This window comes from Fodinibius sediminis, assembly GCF_900182555.1.
GTDB classification, from domain to species: Bacteria; Bacteroidota; Rhodothermia; order Balneolales; family Balneolaceae; genus Fodinibius; species Fodinibius sediminis.
Genome location: NZ_FXTH01000004.1, coordinates 239,342 through 261,185, shown reverse-complemented (window position 1 = coordinate 261,185; position 21,844 = coordinate 239,342). Strand labels below are relative to the sequence as shown.

At 49.9% G+C, this 21,844-nt stretch carries 17 protein-coding genes and 1 tRNA gene; 16 read left to right on the top strand and 2 right to left on the bottom strand.

All coding sequences use genetic code 11. From position 1 onward, the window contains the following. Positions 1–446: 446 nt before the first annotated feature. The 6 genes from FN808_RS06370 (at position 447) to argJ (ending at position 11,550) form a co-directional block, all read left to right on the top strand. Positions 447–3,683 carry a SusC/RagA family TonB-linked outer membrane protein gene (locus FN808_RS06370; protein WP_142713719.1) on the top strand — a complete coding sequence of 1,079 codons (3,237 nt, stop codon included), beginning with the start codon at positions 447–449 and terminating at the stop codon, positions 3,681–3,683. Positions 3,684–3,731: 48 nt separating this feature from the next. Next, on the top strand, positions 3,732–5,036 hold the full coding sequence (locus tag FN808_RS06365; protein WP_221929941.1) for a RagB/SusD family nutrient uptake outer membrane protein: 1,305 nt from the start codon (positions 3,732–3,734) through the stop codon (positions 5,034–5,036). 36 nt (positions 5,037–5,072) lie between these two features. Beyond that, the gene (locus tag FN808_RS06360) at positions 5,073–7,658 is read left to right on the top strand and encodes a M14 family zinc carboxypeptidase (protein ID WP_142713718.1); all 2,586 of its coding nucleotides are present in this window, start codon (positions 5,073–5,075) and stop codon (positions 7,656–7,658) included. Positions 7,659–8,058: 400 nt separating this feature from the next. Then, the gene (locus FN808_RS06355; RefSeq protein ID WP_142713717.1) at positions 8,059–9,255 is read left to right on the top strand and encodes an aspartate aminotransferase family protein; all 1,197 of its coding nucleotides are present in this window, start codon (positions 8,059–8,061) and stop codon (positions 9,253–9,255) included. Next, positions 9,242–10,279 carry an N-acetyl-gamma-glutamyl-phosphate reductase gene (gene argC / locus FN808_RS06350; RefSeq protein WP_142713716.1) on the top strand — a complete coding sequence of 346 codons (1,038 nt, stop codon included), beginning with the start codon at positions 9,242–9,244 and terminating at the stop codon, positions 10,277–10,279. The genes FN808_RS06355 and argC overlap by 14 nt, the downstream gene beginning before the upstream one ends. Positions 10,280–10,338: 59 nt before the next feature. Continuing rightward, positions 10,339–11,550 carry a bifunctional glutamate N-acetyltransferase/amino-acid acetyltransferase ArgJ gene (argJ, locus tag FN808_RS06345; protein ID WP_142713715.1) on the top strand — a complete coding sequence of 404 codons (1,212 nt, stop codon included), beginning with the start codon at positions 10,339–10,341 and terminating at the stop codon, positions 11,548–11,550. Between the two features lie 101 nt (positions 11,551–11,651). Here the strand turns inward: argJ and FN808_RS06340 are convergent, their stop codons facing one another. After that, positions 11,652–11,870, bottom strand: a complete 219-nt coding sequence (locus FN808_RS06340) for a cold-shock protein (RefSeq protein ID WP_142713714.1) — start codon at positions 11,868–11,870, stop codon at positions 11,652–11,654. Positions 11,871–12,208: 338 nt separating this feature from the next. Between FN808_RS06340 and FN808_RS06335 the strand changes: the two genes are divergently transcribed. The 10 genes from FN808_RS06335 (at position 12,209) to msrB (ending at position 20,575) form a co-directional block, all read left to right on the top strand. Then, on the top strand, positions 12,209–12,781 hold the full coding sequence (locus FN808_RS06335; RefSeq protein ID WP_246068289.1) for an outer membrane beta-barrel protein: 573 nt from the start codon (positions 12,209–12,211) through the stop codon (positions 12,779–12,781). Positions 12,782–12,944: 163 nt separating this feature from the next. Then, a complete protein-coding gene (locus tag FN808_RS06330; protein ID WP_142713713.1) occupies positions 12,945–15,197 on the top strand; it encodes a RelA/SpoT family protein in 2,253 nt (750 codons plus the stop codon). A gap of 156 nt (positions 15,198–15,353) precedes the next feature. After that, positions 15,354–15,686 carry an HU family DNA-binding protein gene (locus FN808_RS06325; protein ID WP_142713712.1) on the top strand — a complete coding sequence of 111 codons (333 nt, stop codon included), beginning with the start codon at positions 15,354–15,356 and terminating at the stop codon, positions 15,684–15,686. Positions 15,687–15,688: 2 nt separating this feature from the next. Then, the gene (ruvX, locus tag FN808_RS06320; RefSeq protein ID WP_142713711.1) at positions 15,689–16,144 is read left to right on the top strand and encodes a Holliday junction resolvase RuvX; all 456 of its coding nucleotides are present in this window, start codon (positions 15,689–15,691) and stop codon (positions 16,142–16,144) included. Next, entirely contained in the window at positions 16,116–16,685 is a 570-nt protein-coding gene (gene def / locus FN808_RS06315; protein WP_142713710.1) for a peptide deformylase, read from the top strand. Before ruvX ends, def begins: the two co-directional genes overlap by 29 nt. A gap of 8 nt (positions 16,686–16,693) precedes the next feature. Next, positions 16,694–17,608: a methionyl-tRNA formyltransferase gene (gene fmt, locus FN808_RS06310; protein ID WP_142713709.1), complete on the top strand. Its 915-nt coding sequence runs from the start codon at positions 16,694–16,696 to the stop codon at positions 17,606–17,608. A gap of 79 nt (positions 17,609–17,687) precedes the next feature. Further along, positions 17,688–18,362 carry an ankyrin repeat domain-containing protein gene (locus FN808_RS06305; protein WP_142713708.1) on the top strand — a complete coding sequence of 225 codons (675 nt, stop codon included), beginning with the start codon at positions 17,688–17,690 and terminating at the stop codon, positions 18,360–18,362. Positions 18,363–18,500: 138 nt separating this feature from the next. Continuing rightward, a complete protein-coding gene (gene gap, locus FN808_RS06300; RefSeq protein ID WP_142713707.1) occupies positions 18,501–19,502 on the top strand; it encodes a type I glyceraldehyde-3-phosphate dehydrogenase in 1,002 nt (333 codons plus the stop codon). A gap of 505 nt (positions 19,503–20,007) precedes the next feature. After that, positions 20,008–20,082: transfer RNA gene (locus FN808_RS06295), tRNA-Pro, on the top strand. A 43-nt stretch (positions 20,083–20,125) separates the two neighbouring features. Beyond that, on the top strand, positions 20,126–20,575 hold the full coding sequence (msrB, locus tag FN808_RS06290; RefSeq protein ID WP_142713706.1) for a peptide-methionine (R)-S-oxide reductase MsrB: 450 nt from the start codon (positions 20,126–20,128) through the stop codon (positions 20,573–20,575). Between the two features lie 79 nt (positions 20,576–20,654). Here the strand turns inward: msrB and moeB are convergent, their stop codons facing one another. Then, positions 20,655–21,833 carry a molybdopterin-synthase adenylyltransferase MoeB gene (gene moeB / locus FN808_RS06285; protein ID WP_142713705.1) on the bottom strand — a complete coding sequence of 393 codons (1,179 nt, stop codon included), beginning with the start codon at positions 21,831–21,833 and terminating at the stop codon, positions 20,655–20,657. Positions 21,834–21,844 lie beyond the last annotated feature (11 nt).

The following is a 21,844-nucleotide window of genomic DNA, read 5'->3' as shown; positions in this document are numbered from 1 at the left end:
GATTTTGATATGTTTCGACACTTTCTTGTCCAGGTACAAGAAATGGCAAGTTAAGGTAAAACAATAGGTTAGCGGGTGTGGGTGTCGTGGCGGAAAATCCGTTCTGCGGCTATTTTGAACGGATGTTGTGTTTTTTAAAAAATGATGGTACCATTTGAACTGAAATTTTTAACGGCTTAATTCTTTTGAGCAAGCAGTGAAAAATTATAACTCCAACATCTGTATGTGCGATTGTTGCTGCATGGATATGCAAATGCATGTCATGTGTATGTGCCATACCCGTTGGATGAGTAACTGCTTGAAAGAGTTCGCAAAAACATAGCGATTTAGCCTCACAAATTTTAAGCCCACTCATCGACCAGGTGAGTGGGCTTTTTTATTTCCCGCCTGCTCTCCTGGATTCAACCAAACCCAACTTTCTAACCAAACCAGGAGTCATCAAAATAATGAAGCAAGCGGTATTAATATTCTTAGGTATTATTGCAAGTATTCCCACAGCGGGCCATGCACAAAGTACAATCACGGGTACTGTGACCGACAGCAAAACGAAAGAGACGCTGCCTGCTGTCAACGTTATGATCCGGGGTACCAATATGGGAAGTGCCACTGATACAGACGGGAAATACAGCATTCGTAACGTCGAAGCCGGTTCCTATACCGTGGTGGCCCAGTTTGTGGGTTACCGTACGAGCGAGAAGGAGGTTACCGTTGAGCAAAAAGAAACACTGACGCTCAACTTTGCCCTCACATCTGGTTCTGTTAACCTGGAGGAAATTGTGGTCACTGGTGCCGGCGGACCGGTAGAACGCAAAAAGGTTGGCAACTCGATCAGCTCGGTAGGAACGGAAGACCTTGAGGATGTCCCCCTTCAGAATTTCTCGGAGGTGGTGCAGGGACGTATTCCCGGTCTCGTGGGTATGCCCTCGAGCGGCGTAACGGGCGAAGGGTCCCGCATCCGCATCCGGGGATCAGCCAGCCTTTCGCAGAGCAATGAACCCATTATCCTGATCGACGGGGTGCGGGTGGATCGAGGGGGCGGCTTCGGAGGCTCCGTGAGTGCCGGCGGCGGTGCGTCACCTTCGCGGCTGGATGATATCAATCCGGCGTCAATTGATCGGGTGGAAATTCTCAAGGGGGCTGCTGCAGCCACGCTTTATGGTACAGAAGCCTCAAATGGCGTAATCCAGATTTTCACTAAGAACGGGCAGATTAGCGAGCCCCGCATCAATTTCGAGGTGACTCAGGGCACGGTCAGTTATCCCAAAACATTTCCGGACAACACGGGTTTTGCACGTACACAGGCCCAGGCCGATACCATGGAGAATTACCTGGGGGGAAGTATTCAGCCCTACGAGCTGGTCCGGAAAAATTATGTCCACCAACTGTTTGAGACGGGGTACACGCAGGAATACTCCGGATCTGTAAGCGGAGGATCTGAAGGAATAACTTATTTTGTCAACGGCCGATGGTCAGGTGAGAACGGACCGCTGAGCGGCGATGGCTATCCTTTTTCCGCGGCGACGGGTCCCCTGGCCAATGATGCTCTGAGCAAATCACAGGCCACGGCCAATGTCAACATCTTCCCGGCTGATAAATTGCAATTGCGGGTCACGTCCGGTTTTTCAAGCACGAGCCTTGAAACATTTCAGACCGGGAATAATAATTTCGGGGTCACCTCTGGAGCCATCCACAGCAAGCCCGAACTGGTGAGTTATGGGAATCCGTCGGGGGCTTCCTATACGGCCACGGTCGAGGAGCGACTTCAGCAGACCGTCAGCCAGGATGTACGCCATTTTAACGGCAGTACGGGCATTAACTATCGGCCGCTGCAGAATCTAACGCTTGATGGAACCTTCGGTGTTGACTATACCAGCCAGTTCAGCGAATCCCGGCGCCCTTTCGGATGGAACATCAACAATTATGCAAATACGGAAGTGGAGGGAGCCCGGCGGACATCTGATCGGTCGAACCTGAACCTGACAGTGGACGTGAAGGGAACACTGAGCAACCGCCTGAGTGAGCGTTTTGAATCAACCCTGATTTTGGGATCTCAGCTGTTTTCCGAGCGCACGCTGGTACGAAGCGGTGAAGCAGTGGATTTTCCAGGACCCGGTCTGAACGTCTCCGGGGCGGCTGCTATTCAGTCCCTCGGCGAATCATATATCGAACAAACCGAAGTTGGATTCTTCGGACAAGAGCAGATCGGATTTGATGATTACCTCTTTGTCACCTTTGGCGGTCGCTATGACCTTCATAGTGCCTTTGGCGCAGAATTTAATGGCGTATTTTATCCCAAGGCCTCGGCATCGCTGGTGGTGTCCGATGCGCCTTTCTGGAATGGCCTGCCTTTCGTTTCTTCCCTTAGATTGCGCGCTGCCGTTGGCCAGTCCGGACTGCAGCCGGGTGCTTTTGACGCCTTGACTACCTACGGTTCGCAGACCTCGGCAACGGGCCCCGGTATTGTTCCCGATAACCTGGGAAATCCTGAACTGAAACCTGAAATATCAACGGAGTATGAGCTGGGGCTGGATGCCGGATTTTTTGATGAACGTTTCGTTTTTGAAGGCACTTACTGGGATCGTACAGTTACGGACGCACTGGTTCAGCGGCAGTTTGCGCCAACCGGCGGATTTATCCGAACGCAGCTGGATAACATCGGCCGGCTTGAGGGCAAAGGGGTTGAATTGAGCCTGGATGCCAACCTCTTCGACGGAGAAGATTTTTCGGCGGATCTTTTTGTAAGCGGATCATATCTGTGGGAACAGGTCGCATCCCTGGGAGGAGCTCCACCTATCAAAGTGGGTGGAACCTATCCGCGGTATCGCCAATTTCTGAAGGAGGGATACGCTCCGGCCACGAACTTCGGGGCTCAGCTCCGGGAAGTAGAAAAAGGCTTTTTACCCCTGGATCGAAAGGGGCTGCTCCAGGAGCTGGGAAGGGAAGTGGACGGTATAGAAGCCGGACAGCCCGCTTCGCGCCAGCTGGTACTCGACTATCTGGCCTCGCTCACCCCCGGGACGGCCAGTCTCAATGCTCTCAATAATTTTGTGCTGCTCGCCGATGCCGACGGTGACGGCGATCCCCTAGATCATTACCTGGGCAAGCCAACGCCCGACTGGCAGGGGGCTTTCGGGGGGACACTGACGTTCCATGATTTTCGACTGTATACCCTCTTCGAATACCGTACCGGCAATTTTTATGTCAATAATCTGACCGATGCTTTCCGGCAGCGCAGTGCCGGTATCGGCCGCAATACCCCGGCTACGGCAGCGGTGGAGCGGGATTATATAACCGGCGGTGTCAACGGTGAGTATGTTCCGCAGAACAGCGCGGAGGTACGGCTGGCCGCAGCTGACAAATGGATCAATGAACAACTGGCCCTTGCTCCCTTTTCCGGCCTCAATACCATACAGCAGGCTGATTTCCTGCGCCTGCGGGAGGTGAGCCTGACCTATAATATTTCCGATGAATGGGCCGAAAAGCTGAAGGTACGCAACCTCTCGGTAACGGCTTCCGGTCGAAATCTGTGGCTGTGGTCTAAATATCCCGGCGTAGATCCGGAAGTAAATGCCATTGGAAGGGATGGAGGGTCGGCTCTCGAGAATAATTTCCTGCTCGGAACGGATGCCTGGAACATGCCGCTGCCCCGCAGAATAACGCTTACTCTCAGTATTGGAATCTAGCGTACGTTTTTGGACAATTTTTCTATCAAACTATAAACGACTGAACTTATGAGTTTTAGCAAGAAAACAATATCAAAAATTTTAATCCTGCTGTTGGTTGTTACCGGCTACGGTATTACAGGGTGTGATGTGCTGGACGTTAATAATCCAAACAACCTGGTGGAGGATGATCTGGATAATCCGGTGGCCGCACCGGCCATTGCCAATGGGGCGGAGGCAACCCTGACGAATGCGCTGGGTGAGATCCTCGGTCCTTACTCCACGGCTACTGACGAACTTACCTGGATAGGAACGCGTGATGCCTGGCAACAGCTTGACCAGGGGGAGGTGGACGATCCGCTGAATGAATTTGTGGATGTGGGCTTCCAGTACGTCGGTGAAGCGCGATGGACGGCTGATGAAGCCATCCGGCGCCTGGAGGGATTCCGGTCGGAAGGGACCCTTGAAGATGAACGACCGCTTGTCCGCAGTTACTTTTACGGGGCGGTCATCTATACCACCATCGCAGATCTCTTCGATAATTTTGCACTCTCGGATCGCGAGGCGGCGTCTCCGGCCATAGGGGAAGCGAATATGGATGAACTCTATGATGTCGCTATAGACTATCTCAGCAAGGGACTGGAGCTCAGCCCCGACGGTTCGGAAGAATGGCAGGCCCGGCTGCTGGCCCTGCGTGCCCGTGTGCATTATTCAAAGGCACTCTGGAGTAAATTGAACCCTGCGGTTGAGGATAACGACATCCTGGTTCAAAGCAGTGCTGCCGCAGAGGATGCCAAAGCGGCACTGGATATGGTGGGCAGTGGCAGCGACTGGCGCTATCAGCTACAGACCACGCCTGAGACAGAGTCCAACGCGATGGCCTATCAGGTGAATGAGCGCCTGGAGCTCCGGGTGGGGGATGCTTACATTCAGCCAACGGCCGATAATGCGAAAGTGGACAAGGTAACACTCCTGGATCCTGTGGACGAGATTCCGGCCCCGGCCCTGGCATCGGCTATCGATGAGTTCGTGACTGCCAATGAATACGCTGATTTTGTGGTTGTTTCGGCGCGCGAGCTGCATCTCATTATAGCCGAGGATGCACTTGCCGGGAAGGACAGGCCGGCTTTCAGGAATGCGATCAACGCTATTCGTCACCTGGACGGTCTCTCGGATTATACGGGACAGGTGCCGGCAGAGGAGATGCTTGAACACAGCCGCCGAACAAACTTGTTTTTACAGGGGCGTCGGCTGGCGGATCTCTACCGGTTCGGGCAGGCTTCTCCCGAGTGGCTGGAAAGTCGCGTAAGCACCGGAACCTTTTTCCCGATAACGATCACTGAAATTCGTTCCAATCCAAATATAAATCTTTAATGACATACTATTTTGAATGATAAAAGATATTCTATTATGAATTTAGTCAAACAAATAAGTCAGACGATAGTGCTGACTGCCATCCTGTTTACAACTCTGTTGGGGAGGGCATCAGCCCAGCAGGACTATTATTTTTCCGATGCTGACCGGTTTGATCAGCAGATTCCAACCCCGGAGGAGTTCCTGGGCTATTCGATCGGTTCTCATTTTACCCGTCATGATCGCATCGTCTCCTATTTCAAGGAGTTGGCACGTCTCTCCAATAAGGTTTCATTCCAGGTCATCGGTCAGACCTATGAGTTGCGTCCCCAGGTTGTGCTAACCATCACATCCCCGGCTAACCAGGAGAACCTCGATGAAATACGGCAGTCGCATCTGTCGGTCCTTGATCCTTCGGCGCCGGCCCTGGATCCGGAAACCGACAAGGCAGTGGTGGCCCTTAACTACAGTGTCCACGGGGATGAAACCTCCAGTGGAGAGGCAGCATTGCTTACGGCCTATTACCTCACAGCCAACCAGGATGCCGAGACGCAGAAGTTCCTGGAGGAGGCTGTCATCCATATCGACCCGGCCCAGAACCCTGACGGAAGAGACCGGGCGGCAAACTGGCATAACAGCTATAAATCCTTTCCCCCCGTTGCTGATCCGGCCGACCGTGAGCATGTGCAGGGCTGGCCGAGAGGAAGGACCAACCACTTTCTGCATGACCTGAATCGAGATTGGTTTGCCGTTACCCAACAGGAGAGCGCCAATCGTCTTGATTTTTACCATCGCTGGTATCCCAACGTGCAGATCGATTTTCATGAGATGGGTACCAACAGCACCTACTACCTGGAACCGACCAAGCCGGTGCGAACATGGAACCCCATTATCCCGGAGTACCATTATGAGGTTCTGAATCCATTATTGGCGGAGTACCAGGTGGAAGCGCTCAATGGAGTGGGATCATTATACTGGACAAAAGAGATCTTCGACAACATTTCTCCTATCTACGGTTCCACCTATCCCGATATACAGGGCGGAGTGGGCATCACCTTTGAGGTGGGCAGCTCCCGGGGAATCGTGCAGGAGAGTACATCCGGCCCGGTTACCTTTAAATCAACCATTCGGAAGCACCTGGTTACTGGTATTGCCACCGTCCGGGCAGCCGTGGCCGAAAAAAAGACCCTTTTTGAATACCAACGGGATTTTTATGAATCGGCTCTGGATGAAGCCGCTGAACAGCCGGTGGATGCCTATGTCTTTGGCAATGAGCGCGATGAAACATTAACCAATAAGTTTCTGGATCTTCTGCTTACACACCGGATCGATGTGTATGAACTGCAGCAAGATATGGAACGGGACGACAGGCAGTTCAAGCAGGGGAGCAGTTATGTGGTTCCCACCGGCCAGGTGGGGTATCGGGTTGTCCATGATGTTTTTGAGCCCAACACATCCTTCCCGGACAGTGTATTCTATGATATTACCGGGTGGTCGCTGATTCAGGGCTATGGCATCAACTATGCGGAGATAGAATCCGGTGCTTCTGATATACAGGGACCCAGGGTTACGGAACGTCCGAAGCAGGAAGGCCGGGTGAACGGTGGGGTTTCAGATTATGCCTACCTGCTATCCTGGTCCGACTACAGTGCGCCGGCCGCCCTCAATGCACTGCTGCAGAAAGAGGTTCTCTCGAAAGTAGCCTACAGGCCGTTCAGCATTCAGACGGCTTCCGGAGTCAAAAGGTTCGGCTATGGTTCCATTGTTATCCCGGTTGCCCGCCAGCCTGTCACTCCCGACAGTTTGTATGCTGTGGTTCAGAAGGTAGCAGAACAGCACAAGGTGGATTTTCACAGCGTGCAAACAGGATTCACTGAAGCAGGCATCGATCTGGGAAGCACCAATATTCAGCCGGTGGAGAAACCGGAGGTTGCCCTGGTCATGGGAAAGGGTGTGCGAGCCTATGAAGCGGGGGAGGCCTGGTTTCTGTTGAACAAGCGGCTGGAACTTGATGTCACAAAACTTGATAAACAGGTGTTTGAGGAGGTGTCGCTGGACCGTTACAATACGTTGGCTCTGGTCGACGGTCGATATGATGACTGGGACAGCCGGACCGTCGATAAAATCAGGGATTGGGTTCACAGCGGGGGGGTCTTGATTACAGACGAGGGAGCCTCTGAGTGGGCCATCAGACAGGAGATCGTGAGCGAAGACCTGCTGAAGAGTTCCAGTGATTCAACATCTGAAACACCCCGATACAATTATGAGGAGCAAAGCGATCGAAGGCTCGCCAATACGATTCCCGGGGTCATCTTGGAAGCCGACATCGATCCCACCAATCCCATTGCATTTGGGGTTGTCGGGCGCGAACAGCTCTTTATCAAAGATACGGATACGTTTCTAAAGCCGAGCAGCAACCCGTATGCCACAGTAGCCAAGTATACGGAAGCTCCGCTGCGGGGTGGGTTCGTCAACAATGAGAACCTTCAGAAGATAAGCGGCACTGCGGCTGTCGTTGTTAAGGAGGAGGGGCGGGGAAAGGTTATTTTGTTTGCCGACAACCCCAACTTTCGAAGCTATTGGCACACCACAAGCCGGCTGTTCCTGAATGCGGTATTATTCGGCCAGAATATTAATTTATAGGAGCTTTTGAGTTCATTTTGAGCGGATATCTTCAAAGCCGTCTGCCGGTAAACGGGAGGCGGCTTTGTTATTGGGATCCAAGAAAGGCCCATTCCCGGCTCCGGAGGAAATTAATTATTTGTGATTCTGGTTGTAAATCCATAGTTATTCTGGAAAATGAAGAACAGCTTTTGCCCTTGATATCCGAATGATGGGGCTGTGGAGGGCGATATGGCTGAAGCGGATTGGCTCAGAAATTGAGAAAGCCGGAACGGACAAGCAGAAAGCAGTTGCAAAAGGGTCGCTCAATAATAGCATAGTCGATTTTCTTCATTTATATTCCGGGCAGTGAACATCATTATGCTGGTTGCTCCAGAGTTGGCTTTTAGATTTAACTTTAATTCGATTATCACATACACTCATGTCTGATACTGCACAGGAACTTGCTCATCGCTATCATGTGGATCTGTACGGCCGCTATCCCATCACCCTTGTTGAAGGGAAGGGCGTGAAGGTCAAGGATACCGACGGCAACGAATATATCGATGCCCTGGCGGGTATAGCGGTTAACAGCCTGGGGCACTCGCATCCCCGGGTAGTCGAAGCCATTCAGGACCAAGCCGCCAGGCTGATGCATATCTCTAATTTTTATTACAGTGAACCCCAGAGCAAGCTGGTGCAGAAACTGGCCGAAGTTTCTGGGCTGGATCAGTCTTTTCTTTGCAACAGCGGGGCGGAAGCCATGGAAGGGTCCATCAAGCTTGCCCGGAAGTACGGATCAATCCGCGAGAAGAAAGGGAAGATTCTTTCCATGAAGAACTGTTTTCACGGGCGCACGCTCGGGACCATAGCCATGGGGAAGAAAAAATATCAGAAAGGATTTCATCCCCTGCCGGGCGGATTTGACCAGGTGCCGGTCAATGATGTAGAGGCCCTGAGATCCAAAGCCGATGAAGAAACTATTGCTATTGTCATGGAGCCGGTGCAGGGAGAGGGGGGAATCCACCCCGTTCAGGAAGAATATATGCAGGAGGTTCGGGCCCTCTGCGATCAGTATGATATTTTAATGATCCTGGATGAAATCCAGTGCGGTATTGCACGAACAGGCAAGATGTTTGCCTATCAGCATTATGGTATTCTGCCCGACATCGTGGCTTCAGCCAAAGCCCTCGGCAATGGTTTTCCCATAGGGGCTGTCATCACAAAAAAGGAGGTAGCCGAGGCATTGGAACATGGAGAGCACGGCACTACTTACGGCGGGAATCCGCTGGCATCTGCGGCTTCTTATGCTACCCTTTCCGTAATGCAGGAAGAGAACATGGCGGAGCAGGCTGCCGAAAAGGGAGCCTATTTTATGGATCGACTGCGAGAGGCGGCTGAGAACGAAAATGCCATCACGCAGGTCCGGGGCAAGGGACTGATGATTGGGGCAGAGCTGAATTTCAAAGGTGGCAAAGTGGTTAAAGAGATGATGAAGCGCGGCGTTCTTTCAAACTGTGCCTCTGGAAATGTCATGCGATTTGTACCTCCGCTCATTATTACCGAAGAGGAAATTGATACCGTCGTTAACGTATTTCTTGAATCTTTAAAAGCAGTAAAAAATTATGCCAAAGCATAAAATAGGAATCGTCGGGGCTACCGGTTATACCGGTTCTGAGCTGGTGCGCCTGTTGATTGATCATCCCGATGTAAGCATTGAAATTATTACATCCGAAAGCAAGGCCGGGACATCCTTTTCCAAGATCAATCCCCATTTTAAGGGGCGGATTGATATGAAGCTTGAACCATTGAAAAACCTGGCGGATCATGAGCTGGATCTTGTTTTCCTGGCGCTGCCGCATGGGGTATCGATGGATTTTATCCGGGATTGGAACCCGGATGATTTCCGTGTAATCGATCTCTCCGGTGATTTCAGGCTTGGTTCAGCTGAAGAGTATAGACAATGGTATCACAAGAAACACAAGGCCCCCGACCTTATTGAAAAGGCGGTATTTGGCTTACCGGAATTATTTCGGGATCAAATCCGCAATGCCCGCCTGGTTGCCAACCCGGGTTGCTATCCCACATCAGCCATCCTGGCCCTGGCTCCGCTGATAAAGAACGAGATCATCGAGCCGGAACAGATTATGATCGATTCCAAGTCAGGCGTAAGCGGGGCGGGTGCCAAAGCCAAGCAGCAGACTCATTTTCCAGAGGTGTTTGGCAATTTTTCTGCTTACGGGCTGCTGAAGCATCGCCATACGCCGGAAATTCAGCATAATCTGGCCCGTTACGCTCAGAAATCGACGGAAGTGCTGTTTACGCCGCACCTTATTCCCATCGACCGGGGAATCCTGACCACAACCTATTCGACTCCAACAAAGGATATTGACAAAGAATATCTCGGGGAATGGTACTACAGTTTTTACGAAAAGGAATACTTTATCCGCGTGGTTGATGATCCCCCGAATGTAAAGCATGTGCGGGGCTCCAACTATTGCGACATTCATGTAACATATGACGAACGGACCAACAAGGTTGTGACGGTTTCCACCATCGACAATCTTGTCAAGGGGGCTGCGGGACAAGCCGTGCAGAATATGAACTTGATGTTTGGCTTCATTGAGCGATCGGGATTGGAGATCTCGCCGCTGAGTCCCTGACCATTGCTATTCATAATTTTATACTACTGACTACAATCGATTAAATTTTTTGATTTATCATGCTTAACAACATTACACACGTTCGAGGTTACAAGTGCTGGGGCAGCCATATGGGGATCAAATCGAAACGAAGGGATCTGGCTCTCATTTATTCTGAAAAGCCGGCCGCGGCAGCAGCCGTTTTCACCCGGAATGTGGTCTGTGCTGAACCGGTTAAACTGAGCCGAAAGCATATTAAAAATGGAAAGGCCCAGGCGATTGTGGTTAATTCGGGTAATGCCAACGCCTGTACCGGCGATGAGGGCTGGCGGGGAGCCGTGGCTATGGCTGAAAAGACCGCAGAACTCCTGGATATTCCGGTGGAAGAGGTCCTGGTGGCGTCCACCGGGCTGATTGGAGAACCGTTTCCCACCGAGAAAGTTCTCAAGGGTATAGAAGAGAGTGCAAAAAAACTATCTGATCGCGAGATGGCAGGTTCATTGACAGCCAATGCCATACTGACAACCGACACTTTTGCCAAGGAGGGGTTCACTGATTTTAAGGTGAACGATGTGACCATCAATATGGCCGGCATTGCCAAGGGATCAGGAATGATCCATCCGAATATGGGCACTATGCTGGCGTTCATAACCTGTGATCTGGCCATAGATTCCAGGTTGCTGGATGAGGCACTGCGGGAAGCGGTGGACAAAACGTTTAATATGATCACGGTGGACGGCGATACCTCCACTAACGACATGGTAGCCATCATGTGCAACGGGATGGCCGGCAACGAAAAAATTACCACCAAAGACGAGAATTACGAACGGTTTTATGCTAACCTGGAAAAGCTGTGCAAACACCTGGCAAAACTAATCGTCTCCGACGGAGAAGGGGCTACCAAGCTGGTGGAGTACCAAGTTAAGAAGGCTAAAACGGAAGAGGATGCCCGCAAGATCATCCGTACCGTTTCTGACTCCAGTCTGGTAAAAACGGCGATCTTTGGTACCGATCCCAACTGGGGACGCATTATGGGGGCGGCCGGAAGGGCAGGAGTCACCTTCGATCCGGAAAAGGTGGATCTTTACATCGGCTCCGATGCCGAGCGCAGCGTACAGATTCTGAAGGAGGGGCAGCCTGTCAAGGAAAGTCGCTCGGATGTTAAGCAGGAAATGCAGGCCTCCAATATTACCATTATTCTTGATTTGAACCAGGGGACCGCCGAAGCAGTGGGCTGGGGACCGGATTTGTCGTACGAGTATATTCGCATCAATGCGGAATATACGACCTGAAAGAACCCCCTTTCGCCGGTTTTACAAGCCAAACAAGGAGAAAACAAAAAAGCCCGCCGGAAAAAGCGGGCTTTTCAATGTTGTACTTAAATAGTCAAACACTATTTGTAGTCAAGGCTGCGGACTTCAACTGCACTCAACCCTTTAGGGGTTTCTTCTACGTCGAATTCTACATTCTCTCCGTCTTCGAGACCTTGATTGTAGTCTAAATTTTCTACGTTGTTGCGGTGGACGAATACATCTTTGCCTCCGTCCTCTGGTTTGATGAATCCGTATCCTTTTTCTATGTCAAACCATTTTACTGTTCCTTGTTGTGTCATGTGTAGTATAAATGTTGTTTTGTCACCTTAGGCTACATCCATCGAGAAGAGTTGAGTTAACGCGTCGTTCCTGAAAGGATTTCACATCAAAGGTGGGAATTAAATATAACAGAAATAAAATAAGACACTACAATCATAAAGTCCATTTTTATCTATGTTTCTGCCCAAAGAGAACAGAGAAGCCACTTTTTTGTGTTGAAAGGGAATAAAATTGACGGGAATACTGTTGTATGCCTGTAGCAATATATATTTGTTTTTGCTTTGGCATAATGTCTATCTTTCCATCATAAAAAGTTAATCGTAATAAAATATCATTAAATAAAAGAGGTAAAGATACTATGAAGGTCAAAAAAATATTATTCGGCTTTGCTGCCATAGCGCTAATGATTAGTGCTGTTCCCCAAACAGGGGCTGCTCAGTGGAGCCTCGGAGCGTCGTATGAGATTCGAAATGAAGAGCCTAAAAATGGGTTTGGTGTCCGCCTGGAGCGCGATATTCTGCAAAAGCTACCTTTGGTAGATCTTGGCCTGCGGGCGCACTTTAGCTATTTCAATGATGATAATGAGATTTCATCTGAGGGCGTGAGTTATTCCTCGGAGATAACGAATTATGATTTTGGGCTGGCAGCCGTCGGCGGCGTATCGGCAGGACTTGTTGCCCCTTATGTAGGACTGGGACTGGGATCTGAAACGGCAGACCTGAATATCAAAAATGAAGATCTGCCCGGCGAGGGATCCGACAGTAACCTGTACTGGAATGGTTTTGTGGGTGCAGAGCTGAGCCCTTTCCCCGCAATCAAGCCGTTTGTAGAATATCGGGTAAAATCAGGCAAGGAGTTCAGCGAGCTTAATCGCGACGCAATTGATAACAGTACGGGCCGTTTTATTATCGGTCTGTCACTTTCGTTCTAAATTCGGCTTAACCTTATTTAAGGCGGACACTTACCGTGTCCGTCTTTTTTTATTTTAATTGGTATCTTCTTTACACTTACACATATTTGAATGTAGTTGGCAAAGATAATGTTTTATTGACTGCTGTTGCCCAATACGGGCTTTTTTTATTAATTGATTATTTATGGCAGAAACCAAAACCACATATTACAACATCGATCTGGATTCCTATACTCTGGATCCGGTCCAGCAGGAGGATTTAAATCAGCTGCTGGAAGTCTGCCGCGAGCATCTTGAGGATCCTGATGAGCAGCTGGTGGCCCGGGCTTTCAAGCTGTGCTATCTTTCGCATGAGGGTATTGAGAGGGCATCCGGGGAGCCTTACTATTATCATCCGGTGGCCGTCGCTAAGATTGTAGCCTCGGAAATTAATATCGACGATGTTTCGGTAGTAGCGGCCCTCCTGCATGATACGGTGGAAGACACTGAGGTTACCCTTGACAACATCAGGGAGAAGTTCGGTGAAACGGTTGCACACCTGATCGATGGGGTGACGAAGATTTCCGGGGTATTCAAGAGTCGTGATACCAAACAGGCTGAGACCTTCATGAAGCTTCTGCTTTCCATGGCCGAAGATATCCGGGTTGTATTGATCAAGTTCGCCGACCGGCTCCACAATATGCGCACTATTCAGCATTTGCCTCGTGAGAAACAGCTCCAGAAGGCGACCGAAACGATGGAACTCTATGCTCCGCTGGCTCACCGGTTTGGACTCTTTACGATGAAGAGCGAACTTGAGGACCTCTGTTTTAAGGTTATTGATCCCAATTCCTTTAAATTTATTTCGCGTAAACTACGTGAGAAAAGAGAGTCGCGGGAGCAGTTTATTGAGGAATTTATGCAGCCGATCCGCGAGGAACTCCAGAACCAGGGGTTTACCTTCGAGATCAAGGGCCGCCCGAAGCATATCTATTCCATTTTCCGGAAAATGCAGCGCCAGCAGAAACCTTTTGAGGAAATTTATGACCTGTTTGCTATCCGTATTATCCTGGAAGATCCCCATATGAAGGAAGACTGCTGGCGGGTTTATTCCATCATAACCGACTGGTATACGCCCATCCCCAAACGGTTTCGTGATTTTATTTCAGTACCCAAGGCCAATGGATACCAGTCGCTGCATACGACGGTGATTACCAAGCAGGGGCGCAAGGTGGAAGTGCAGATTCGGACTCGCCAGATGGACGATATCGCTGAAAAAGGACTGGCTGCCCACTGGAAATACAAAGAAGGGAAAAAGGGATCTGAAACACTGGATAAATTTGTGCACTGGGTGCGGGATATTCTCGATAATCCCCGGCCGGATGCGGCTACGGAATTTGTCAAGGATTTTCAGCTGAATTTATACCAGGATGAGATTTATGTCTTTACCCCCCAGGGCGAACTGCGAACCCTTCCGCAGGGAGCCACTCCCATTGATTTTGCCTTTGATATCCACAGTGAGGTCGGCGAACGGGCCATGGCCGCAAAAGTGAACGGTAAAATGGCTCCGCTTCGTCAAAAACTGGAAATTGGGGACCAGGTCGAGATTATCACGGGTAACAAGATCAATCTGAATCCCGACTGGATCAACGATGTTGTCACCCACAAGGCAAAGTCACGCATCCGGCAGTTTATCAAACAGAAAGAGCGACAGGTCGCTGAAGAGGGACGTGAAATCTGGGAAAAGCGGGCACGGCGCGGGAATATAGAAATTTCGGAGCAGGATCTGATGCAGGTTGCCCACAAGCTGAAGTTTGATTCAACCCAGGAGCTTTTTTACGAAATTGGCAAGGGTAATTTTGATGCTAACAAGCTGTATTCGGCTGTTAAACAGTTTACGGGTACGGGGCGTATTGAAGAAGAGGAGAGCGAAGTTGATAAGAGGGTAGTTCCCTCCGAGGAGGAAATACAACAGAGCTACATCGACACGGCCCGTTCATTGGGTGATGAGAAGGCGCTGGTCATTGATGATGATATTTCCAACATTAAATATAGCTATGCGAACTGCTGCAACCCTATTCCCGGCGATGATGTTATTGGGTTTATAAGCCGTACCGGGGATGTGAAAATTCACCGGTCGAACTGTAAGAATATCCGCCATCTCATTCAGACGGATGGTGAACGCATCATTGATGTTTCGTGGGCCAAGCACATCGATTCAAAATTCCTGGGGGCTGTCAAAGTAATTGGTGAAGATCGTGTGGGTATGATCAACGACATCACCGATATCCTGTCCAAGTCAATGGAGACCAATATGAAGAGCATCAATGTTAACAGTGAAAGCGGAATGTTTGAAGGCATGCTCACTGTTTATGTGGATGATATCAATCATTTGGATCGCGTTATCTCCAAGTTACATAAGGTGGAAGGGGTTAAAAGTGTGTTCCGGTACGAATAATCCCATCTTGAAGACGGTTAAAGTCAGTATTTTTATATCTGTAATAAAAATAATATCATCTATTATAGAGTTATTATTACTAAGTATTTCATTCATATTATTGTATTATTCACATTATTATTGCAATAAAGTATTAATCTAATTTACAGTAACGCTATGATTACCTATACCAAACGAGATATCGTCCGCCGGGTGGCTGATCAACTTGATGAACCTATGGTACAAACCGAACCCTGGGTCGATGCGGTACTGGTGGCCTTGCGCGAAACGATGATGGATGCGGATCCAACTTGTCGGATCGAATTGCGTGATTTTGGTGTTTTTGAAGTGAAAAAGACAAAAGCGAAGCCACGGGCACGTAATCCGAGAACCAATGAAGAGATTTATGTGCCGGCGCATCGCAAAACGCATTTTAAACCAAGTAAACTTTTAAAGGAATTTCTAAAGCAGCCTCTTGAAGAAGAGGATTTAGAGGAAATGGAAGGTTGACAGTGACACAGTATGGCAGACTTATAGGAATTGACGTTGGAACCAAGTGGTTTGGTATAGCCCGCTCTGATCTGCTTCGGACGGTAGCGAACCCGGTGGGGACCTACGGCTCGGATGAAGTTTTTGAGAAGCTCGAAGAGCTTGTTGAAAATGAACAGGTCCAGAAAATGGTGGTTGGTTGGCCGCTCACTCCCGCCGGAGAGGAGGGGAGGGCCATCAAGATGGTCCGTCGGTTCCTTGTTGAATTTCGAGAATACTTTCCGGACATGGAAGTCGTTAAAGTGGATGAACGGTATACTTCCAAGGAGGCTGTGCGAGCCATGGTGGAGGCGGGCGTTCCTAAAATGAAACGCCGTCAATCCGATCGTATCAACCAGGCTGCTGCCGCTATCATTCTTCAGAAATACATAGAACTGGAAAAATCAGAAAATGTCCGTATTACCGATCGTTACGTATGATGATGAGATCCTTCGTCAAGAAGCGGAGCCTGTCAAAGAGAATTCCGATGCCCTTCAGCGCTTGATCGACGACATGTTCGAGAGCATGTACAATTCCGATGGTGTTGGCCTGGCAGGGCCCCAGGTGGGAGAGCTGAAACGTCTTTTTGTGGTGGATGCCGATCCCATGGCCGAGGAAACAGATGAGCCCAAGCATGGTCCCCTGGCCATGATCAACCCCCGGATCGTGTCAAAAGGGGGAGAAGAGGTGGAGATGGACGAGGGCTGTCTGAGCATCCCCGGTGTGAACGCTCCCGTCAGCCGGCCGGAGACAATCGTGGTTGAATACCTGGACCGAAATTTCGACACCCGGCGGCTCGAAGCCGGGGGCTGGCTGTCCCGGGTCATCCAGCATGAAAACGATCACTTGGACGGGGTGCTTTTTGTTGATCATATCTCTTTTTTTAAACGCAAGTTGCTCAGTTCAAAATTGAAAGGTATCGCATCGGGCGAAACCGATATCGATTACCCCACCATTCCCAAGAAGGCCAAAACCCGGTAGTGAGCATCATGCGTATTGTTTTTATGGGCTCTCCCGACTTTGCCATTCCAAGCCTTGAGAAATTACATCAGTCTGATCATGAAATTGTCGCGGTTGTCAGCAATGTGGATAAACGACGGGGGCGTCGGGCCAAACCGTCGCCGACTCCCGTAAAAGCCCGGGCTCTGGAGCTTGGACTTCCGGTCATTGGAGTTGAAGATCTAAATGACCCGGATTTTTATGAACAGCTACAGGAACTTGACGCCGACCTGTTTGTGGTTGTTGCCTTCCGGATTTTACCTCCCCGGCTCTTGAACCTTCCCTCCCGGGGATCGGTCAACCTTCATGCTTCCCTGCTGCCCAAATACCGGGGAGCGGCTCCGATCCACTGGGCCGTCATGAATGGGGAGGAGCGGACCGGCTGTACGGTGTTTTTCCTGGATGAGGAGGTGGATACCGGGGCCATTATCGTTCAGGAATCAACCCCGATTGGGATTAATGAGACCACCGGCGATGTCTATAACCGACTGAAAAGGATGGGCAGCCAGCTGCTTTTGGAAGCGGTAGAAAAAATAAGCAGCGGGGATTACGAGCTGACCGCGCAGAATCATGAGGAGGCTACGCCTGCTCCCAAGCTCTTTACCGAAGATTGCAAAATTAATTTTAACCGGCCTGCCAAACAGGTGCACAATGCCATACGGGGACTGAGCCCCTTTCCCACCGCCTGGGCAAGGCTGGATGAACTTAAATTCAATATGTATCGTTCTGCGATGGGGCCGGATATCGATTTGGCAGCCGGTGAACTGGCAATGAAAGAGGAGCAGCTGCTGGTCGGCTGTCGGTCGGGCACCGTTGTTCTGAAAGAAGTACAGCTGGAAGGAAAGCGGCGCATGAGCGGGAAAGATTTTATGAATGGCTACAACGGTTCCGGCAGGTTGAAGTAGGTTAAATTGTCTGTTGATAATTTATCAGATAATGATGATATACTTTTAACATATTTGTAACCTTCAAAACACAAGTACTATGGAGATGTCGCCGTTGCTGCAAGCTGCCAAAGAAGGCCAGCTTGATAATGTAAAAAATCTGTTGAAAGAGGGGGCTGATATTGATGAAACGGCCAAAAATGGTTCTTCTGCACTTATTATAGCAACGCAGTACGATCATCCTGAACTTGTAGGTTATCTGCTGGAAAAAGGAGCCGATCCCAATAAAGCAACAACAATGGGGGCTACTGCACTGAACAGGGCCGCTGAAAACGGAAACATAGCAGTGATGAAGCTGCTGTTCGATCATGGGGCCAAAGTGGGAGACCTGGCGCTGATTACCGCCGCACGTGAAGGGAATGTGGAGGCGGTACAGCTGCTCTGTGAACAAGGAGCCAATGTGAATGCCGCACAGCGGTGGGGACAAACGGCCTTGATGCTGGCGGCCCGCGATGGCCATTCAGATATTGTTACTTTTCTGCTCTCCAGGGGGGCAAAAGTCAAAAAAGAGGATAAAAACGGCGATACAGCTCTGACTATGGCCCTCGACAATGATCATATAGAAGTGGCAAGTCAGCTACGGCGTGCCGGTGCCACGGAAAATAAGCAAAAGACCATGGATGAGAACGGGGATGAGGAGGAAGATGAGTATATTGATGAGTTGCCGCTGGATGAGGAAATTCCCGAAGAGATTGACCTGGATGACGATGATTAAAATCTCATTCAATCATTTACAATAAAGGGATTTACTGTTATTTTTAGGCGCTTGATTATCGCCTGAGATGTTTTGCGACGCTTCATGCTTTAACAAGCTACAACACTCAAAATGAGTTAACACAAAGAAAAAACTTTTATGGCTAAAATTAATATAGGAATTAACGGATTTGGACGAATCGGTCGATTGGTAACGCGATCCATCATGGCATACCACAAAGACGAGATCAATATTGTAGGTATCAATGATCTGATGGATGCTGAAACCCTGGCCTATCTCTTCAAGCGTGATTCAGTTCACGGGACTTATGAAGGAGAAGTTAGTGCAACAGAAAACGGCATTAAGATTGATGGTATGGAAATTGGCGTGAGTTCTGAACGCGACCCGGCCAATCTCGGATGGGATGAGCGCGGTGCCGATATTGTAGTGGAATCAACAGGCCTTTTCCGTACACGTGAAGATGCAGCCAAACACCTGGAGGCCGGTGCAGAAAAAGTGATTATCTCTGCTCCAGCCCGCGGGGGAGATGTTAAAACCATCGTTTTAGGAGTCAATGATGATGAGATTGATGAGGACACACAGATCTATTCCAACGCCAGTTGTACTACCAATTGCCTGGCTCCAATGGTCAAAGTGCTTGATGATACCTTCGGACTTGAAAAGGCATTTATGACTACCATCCATGCCTATACCAGCAGCCAGCAAATTCTGGATGGTCCTCACAAGGATCCCCGTCGAGGCCGTACGGCTGCTCACAATATCGTGCCGACCACAACGGGAGCGGCCAAAGCCGTGGGACTCGTACTGCCGCATCTCGATGGGAAATTGGACGGAAGTGCCGTTCGTGTGCCGGTACCCGACGGTTCCCTGACCGATCTCACTGCCGTACTGGACAAGGAAGTTTCTGTTGAGGAGATTCACAAGGCATTTGAAGAGGCCGCCAATGGTCCGCTGAACGGTATTCTCCAGTATACGGAGGAAGAGATTGTCTCAACCGACATTCTCAGTAACCCGCACTCCTGTATTTATGACCACGGGTTTACAAAAACCGACGGAAAGCTGGTGAAACTCCTGGGCTGGTATGACAATGAAGCGGGTTATTCTGCGCGTACCGCTGATTTAGTTACAAAGATTGCATAGTTAATATTAGCCTTCTTTAATCTATATGCTGGGATAGATCATACGTTTGGTATGATCTATCCCTTTTTTTTGATAACTATTTGCAGTCGGCCATTTATATGCTCCCGGGTAATTTGAGCATAATGCATTACTGTCCCTCAGGCCGCACCACCGGGGATATAGCCGGTAAGGGGTTGAATCTAATGTGAGGATGAAATTAGAAAAGGCAGTTTGCCAGTATACTATACGTTAGAAGCCATTCACTAATTCGGTGTTCATGGGCAATTCCTTAGACTAAAGTCGGTCTGCCCGACCAGCCTATTGGAGGAAGGGGAAGGCACGGGGCCATGGATGATCTGTTGGCGATGAGTTCAAAAACAGCCCAGACAATACGTTCCATCTCCATAAAACCGGATGTATTATTGGGTAATACTCAGTATGTAGGGGATACCGGTGGCATTATCATCCAAGGTATACAGTACTTTATATTTAGAGAAAAAAAACCGATTTTCCTGTAGTTAAATATCGGGGCGTAGCGCAGCCCGGTTAGCGCGCGTCGTTCGGGACGACGAGGTCGCCGGTTCAAATCCGGCCGCCCCGACTATAAGCCAGAATCTTTTTCAACATCTTCATAATGTCTACCCATGACAGACTGGAAAGAGATCCATAAAAAAACCGTCCATGGCAACCCTGAACCACCAGGGAGAATAGAAAAGAGCGAGGCTGAGTGGAAGGCAGAGCTGACGGATGAACAGTTCCGCGTAACCCGGAGGAAGGGAACCGAGCAGCCCTATTCCGGGGAATACTGCGAATCGCACAAACCGGGCCTGTATGCGTGCGTCTGTTGTGGAACAGAACTTTTTGATTCCACAGAGAAGTTTGAATCCGGATCGGGATGGCCCAGCTTCACAGAGCCGGTAGCGGAGAATGTGGTCCGCTACGAGATAGATAAAAGTATGGGCATGAACCGGGTTGAAGTACTGTGCAACGTCTGCGATGCTCACCTTGGGCACGTTTTCCCGGATGGACCGAAGCCCACAGGACTACGGTACTGCATCAATTCAGCTTCCCTGCGGCTGGTAAGCGAGCAATAACAAGTGTTGCTGGCAGGACGATAGCCATTTTTGCAGGACCATCAGCGGTAAAACCCGTAGGGAGCCGTGCTTTCAAGTGCTAATATTGCGGTATACTATCATCGATTTCCTGTGACCAGGCAAGGATGCCTCCCTTCAGATTATAGAGGTTGTCAAAGTCGTATTTTTGCTGGAGTTGCCTGATGGCGTCGGCACTGCGCTGTCCACTTCGGCAGTGAACCACAACCTTTTTGTCCCGGCTTATTTCGCCAGCGTGGTCGACTATGGCATCAAGCGGAATCAGCTCACCGCCAATTTCAGCGATTTCAACCTCGTGGGGTTCGCGGACATCAATAAGCTGGACATCCTCATCGGCGTCCAGCCACGCCTTATACTCCTGGACGGTTACTTCCGGGACTGCGGATTCATTATTTTCCTCCTCTGGGGACGAGAGTCCGCAGAAGGCCTCGTAATCAATCAATTCTGTGAGTTCCGGGTTTTCACCGGTCAGGGGATTATCTTTGTTTTTTGTTACCTTGACTTTTCGAGTGCTGAATTCCTGTGCATCAAACAGAAAAAGCTCGCCGGTCAGGGGCCGGCCAATGCCCGTGATCACCTTGATGACTTCACTGGCCTGCAGGCAGCCGATGATTCCGGGCAGCACTCCCAGCACTCCCGCTTCTGCACAGCTTGGCACCAGTCCGGGGGGCGGGGGTTCGGGGAACAGGTCACGGTAGTTGGGGCCGCGCTCTCCCTTATCATTTACATAATTAAAGACTGAAATCTGGCCTTCAAACTGGAAAATAGAACCATGAACATTGGGTTTGTCCAGCATTACACAGGCGTCGTTGATCAGATAGCGGGTTGGAAAGTTGTCTGTTCCATCAGCAACCACGTCATAGTCCTTGATAACTTCCAGTGCATTCTCACTGCTCAGGCGCAGCTCATGCACATGGATGTCAATATGGGGGTTGATCTCCCTGAGCCTCTCTTTGGCAACGGCCACTTTTGAACGGCCCACATCGGAAGCTCCGAAGAGGACCTGCCGGTGCAGGTTGCTGGCTTCAACCTTATCAAAATCCACAAGGCCTATGGTGCCGACTCCGGCTGCTGCAAGATACTGCAGCATGGGGGCCCCCAGCCCGCCTGTACCAACAGCCAGGACGCGGGCGGCCTTCAGTTTTTTCTGGCCCTCCAGGCCGAATTCCGGGATGGACAGGTGGCGACTGTAATGACCGAGCTCCTCGCTCGAAAATTCTATGTTTTTCCAGTTCCTCATAACGATCTGTA

Bases quoted from the DNA above. Each gene is read 5' to 3' on its own strand.
- FN808_RS06370 (WP_142713719.1), top strand. From the start codon at position 447: ATGAAGCAAGCGGTATTAATATTCTTAGGTATTATTGCAAGTATTCCC.
- FN808_RS06365 (WP_221929941.1), top strand. From the start codon at position 3,732: ATGAGTTTTAGCAAGAAAACAATATCAAAAATTTTAATCCTGCTGTTG.
- FN808_RS06360 (WP_142713718.1), top strand. From the start codon at position 5,073: ATGAATTTAGTCAAACAAATAAGTCAGACGATAGTGCTGACTGCCATC.
- FN808_RS06355 (WP_142713717.1), top strand. From the start codon at position 8,059: ATGTCTGATACTGCACAGGAACTTGCTCATCGCTATCATGTGGATCTG.
- argC (WP_142713716.1), top strand. From the start codon at position 9,242: ATGCCAAAGCATAAAATAGGAATCGTCGGGGCTACCGGTTATACCGGT.
- argJ (WP_142713715.1), top strand. From the start codon at position 10,339: ATGCTTAACAACATTACACACGTTCGAGGTTACAAGTGCTGGGGCAGC.
- FN808_RS06340 (WP_142713714.1), bottom strand. From the start codon at position 11,870: ATGACACAACAAGGAACAGTAAAATGGTTTGACATAGAAAAAGGATAC.
- FN808_RS06335 (WP_246068289.1), top strand. From the start codon at position 12,209: ATGAAGGTCAAAAAAATATTATTCGGCTTTGCTGCCATAGCGCTAATG.
- FN808_RS06330 (WP_142713713.1), top strand. From the start codon at position 12,945: ATGGCAGAAACCAAAACCACATATTACAACATCGATCTGGATTCCTAT.
- FN808_RS06325 (WP_142713712.1), top strand. From the start codon at position 15,354: ATGATTACCTATACCAAACGAGATATCGTCCGCCGGGTGGCTGATCAA.
- def (WP_142713710.1), top strand. From the start codon at position 16,116: ATGTCCGTATTACCGATCGTTACGTATGATGATGAGATCCTTCGTCAA.
- fmt (WP_142713709.1), top strand. From the start codon at position 16,694: ATGCGTATTGTTTTTATGGGCTCTCCCGACTTTGCCATTCCAAGCCTT.
- FN808_RS06305 (WP_142713708.1), top strand. From the start codon at position 17,688: ATGGAGATGTCGCCGTTGCTGCAAGCTGCCAAAGAAGGCCAGCTTGAT.
- gap (WP_142713707.1), top strand. From the start codon at position 18,501: ATGGCTAAAATTAATATAGGAATTAACGGATTTGGACGAATCGGTCGA.
- msrB (WP_142713706.1), top strand. From the start codon at position 20,126: ATGACAGACTGGAAAGAGATCCATAAAAAAACCGTCCATGGCAACCCT.
- moeB (WP_142713705.1), bottom strand. From the start codon at position 21,833: ATGAGGAACTGGAAAAACATAGAATTTTCGAGCGAGGAGCTCGGTCAT.